Source organism: Microbacterium sp. CPCC 204701, from assembly GCF_004010105.1.
Classification (GTDB): Bacteria; Actinomycetota; Actinomycetes; order Actinomycetales; family Microbacteriaceae; genus Microbacterium.
Genome location: NZ_RRYE01000365.1, coordinates 1 through 2,887, shown reverse-complemented (window position 1 = coordinate 2,887; position 2,887 = coordinate 1). Strand labels below are relative to the sequence as shown.

3 protein-coding genes are annotated in these 2,887 nt (G+C 70.8%); 1 reads left to right on the top strand and 2 read right to left on the bottom strand.

Going from position 1 to position 2,887, the window contains the following annotated elements; all coding sequences use genetic code 11:
- Positions 1-493 (top strand): energy-coupling factor transporter transmembrane component T (locus EIO58_RS15445; protein WP_164861764.1); only part of this gene is annotated, 493 nt, incomplete at its 5' end.
- Between the two features lie 169 nt (positions 494-662).
- Here the strand turns inward: EIO58_RS15445 and EIO58_RS15440 are convergent.
- Positions 663-1,826 carry an acyl-CoA dehydrogenase family protein gene (locus EIO58_RS15440; RefSeq protein ID WP_127820255.1) on the bottom strand — a complete coding sequence of 388 codons (1,164 nt, stop codon included), beginning with the start codon at positions 1,824-1,826 and terminating at the stop codon, positions 663-665.
- A 129-nt stretch (positions 1,827-1,955) separates the two neighbouring features.
- Positions 1,956-2,887: M15 family metallopeptidase (locus EIO58_RS15435; RefSeq protein WP_205789323.1), on the bottom strand; the 932-nt coding region annotated here is incomplete at its 5' end.

Genomic DNA, 2,887 nt, shown 5'->3' with positions numbered 1-2,887 from the left:
CGGCTGGGCACTGTACGGCGGCGCGCTCGAGGTCGGCTTCGCGACGGGGCTGCGGCTCGCGGCGATCGTGGCGCTCACCCTCATCGCGGGGCTGTCGACGACCGGGCCCGACCTCGTGCGCGCGGGCGTGCAGCAGCTGCGCGTGCCGTACCGCATCGGCTACACGGCGCTGGCGGCGTTCCGCTTCGTCCCCCGCTTCGCCCATGAGCTCGACGTGATCCGCCAGGCGCACCGGGTGCGCGGAGCACACGGCGGCCGCGGTCCGTTCGCCGCCGTCGCGCGCTGGTTCGGGTACGTCGTGCCGCTCATGGCGGGCGCGATCCGCCACGCCGAGCGGGTCGCTCTCGCGATGGACGCCCGCGCTTTCGGCGCGCACCCCGACCGCACCGAGCGGCACCTCGTGCCGTTCCGTGCGCGCGACACCGTCTTCATCGTGCTCTTCTGGGCGGTCTCGGCCGCCCTTTTCCGGCTCCTCTTCCCGTGGGGCCGCTAGCCCCTTCGGCCCCGAACGGAGAACGCATGGCTCAGGCCGGTGGACTTCGCGATCACGCTGGCCTCGGCCGGGGCGCCGGACCCGCCGGCCAGCACTGACGCGAGAGAGAACGGATGCCGCGTCCCCGGCAACTTCGAGGGCTGCGGCCGCGGCATCCGTTCTCAGGGCGTCAGCGCTTGCCGACGATCTGGCGCGCGACGAGGTCCCGCATGATCTCGTTCGTGCCGCCGTAGATGCGGTGCACGCGGGCGTCGAGGAACGCGCGCGCGATCGGGTACTCGGTGATGTAGCCGTAGCCGCCGTGCAGCTGCACCCCGATGTCGAGGAGCTCCCACTCGCGGTCGGTCGCCCAGAACTTGACCTTCGCGGCCTCTTCGGGCGTGAGCTTCGCGTCTTTGTAGAGCATCATCGCGCGGTCGATGTAGGCCCACAGCACGTCGACCGTCGTCGCCATGTCGGCGAGCTTGAAGCGGGTGTTCTGGAAGTCGGCGATGCGCTCGCCGAATGCCTCGCGGCTGAGCGTGTAGTCGCGGGTCCACACGAACGCGGCCTCGGCGGCGGCCGCCGCGGCGACGCCGATCGACAGACGCTCGAGGGGCAGGTTCATCATGAGCTGGATGAAGCCCTGGCCCTCCGTGCCGCTGATGAGGTTCTCGTCGGGGACGAACACGTCGGTGAACGACAGCTCGGCGGTGTCCCAGCCGTGGAAGCCCATCTTCTCGAGCTTCTTGCCGTGGTCGAAGCCCTCCATGCCGTTCTCGATGATGAGGAGGCTGAAGGCGTCGGGGCGGTTGCCCTCGCCGGTCTTGACGAACGTGACGACCATGTCGGCCGTCTTGCCCGACGAGATGAACGTCTTGGCGCCGTTGACGATGTAGCCGCCGTCGACCTTCTTCGCGGTGGTCTTGATGCCGCGGAGGTCGCTGCCGGCGCCCGGCTCGGTCATCGCAAGCGCGCCGAGGATCTCGCCGGTCGCCATGCCGGGGAGCCACTTCTGCTTCTGCGCCTGCGTGCCCATGTGGGCGATGTAGGGCACGGCCAGGTCGTCCTGGATGCCGAAGGCACCGGCGAGGGAGCCGTGGCCCGCGCCGATGGTCTCTTCGAGCACGATCGAGCGGAAGCGGTAGTCCTGGAGCATGCCGGCGCCGCCGAACTCCTCCGGAACCGAGAGGCCGATGATGCCGGCCTCGCCTGCGGCGAGCATGGTGGCGCGGTCGATCTCGCCGGCCTCGTCCCACTGCTTGCGCTTCTCTTCGGACGCGTAGCGCTTGATGAACTCCTTGACGACGTCGCGGAACGCTTCGTGATCCTCGTCGTAGATATCCCGCTCCATGGCAGGCGAAACCTCTCTCCTCGTCGAGCCCGCGGCCTCTCTCGACCGCGGCTGGCTCGATCCTACGCCGAAGCGGCGACATTCAGTCTCACAGATGTTGGAATCGAGTACCGCGGATGCCTGGGCGGCTCAGTTCGCGTAGCCCGGGGCCGCCTCGAGCCCGAAGAACTCCTCGAGCGAGGTCCATCCCCCGTCGTGGTACGCCTGGGCGAGCGCCGGACCGACGTACCGCAGGTGCCAGGGTTCGGGCAGATACCCGGTCACCCCCGTCTTCCCCTCGACGTAGCGCACGATCCACCCGTGCTCCCACGCGTGCTCCGACACCCACTGGCCCTGCGGCGTCGCCGCGAGCGCATCGAGGCTGCCGCACTCGCCGGCGCAGGCCACCACGTCGGCGCCGAGGCCCAGCTGGTGCTCGGAGTACCCGGGCCGCGCGCTCACCTGGTCGGCTTGATCGCCCCGCTCGGCGAAATGGCGGCCGTAGGTGCGCTGCTGCGCTTCGTACGAACGGAACCCGCTCAGCAGGGCGAGCTCGCCGACTCCCGCGGTCCGCGCGGCGCCGACGAGCGAGACGAGGGCGGATGCGGCATCCGTCCGCAGTGCGCCGCCTTCGATGTTGCGCACCCCCTCGGGCATCACGAGCGAGCTCGGCCGGTACTCGATCGGCGTGGCGGGCCGCAGCTTGTTGACCACGGTCCAGATGCGCGTCGAGTCACCGAGGTCCACGCACGGCGCCCGCCCATCGACGACAGCGTCACGGAACGCCTCACCGCCGCCTGCCGCGATGATCGCACCCTCGTCGTCGCCGGCCTGCAGCGCAGCGGCGACCTCCGGCACCGTGCAGATGTCGGCGATCACCGGGGACTGCTCGAGCTCCGGCACCGGCAGCTGCTCGATCTCGGGCGGGGTGGTCGCCAGCGACAGCGATGCCGGTGCGTTCGCCACCTCGGGCGGAGCCATGAGCGCCGTCACGACGGCCGACGACCCGAGCAGGAGGGCGGCGCCCGCCGCGAGGCCGGCGGCGACGGCGATCCGCCCCATCCTCCGCCGGGCGTGCTGCG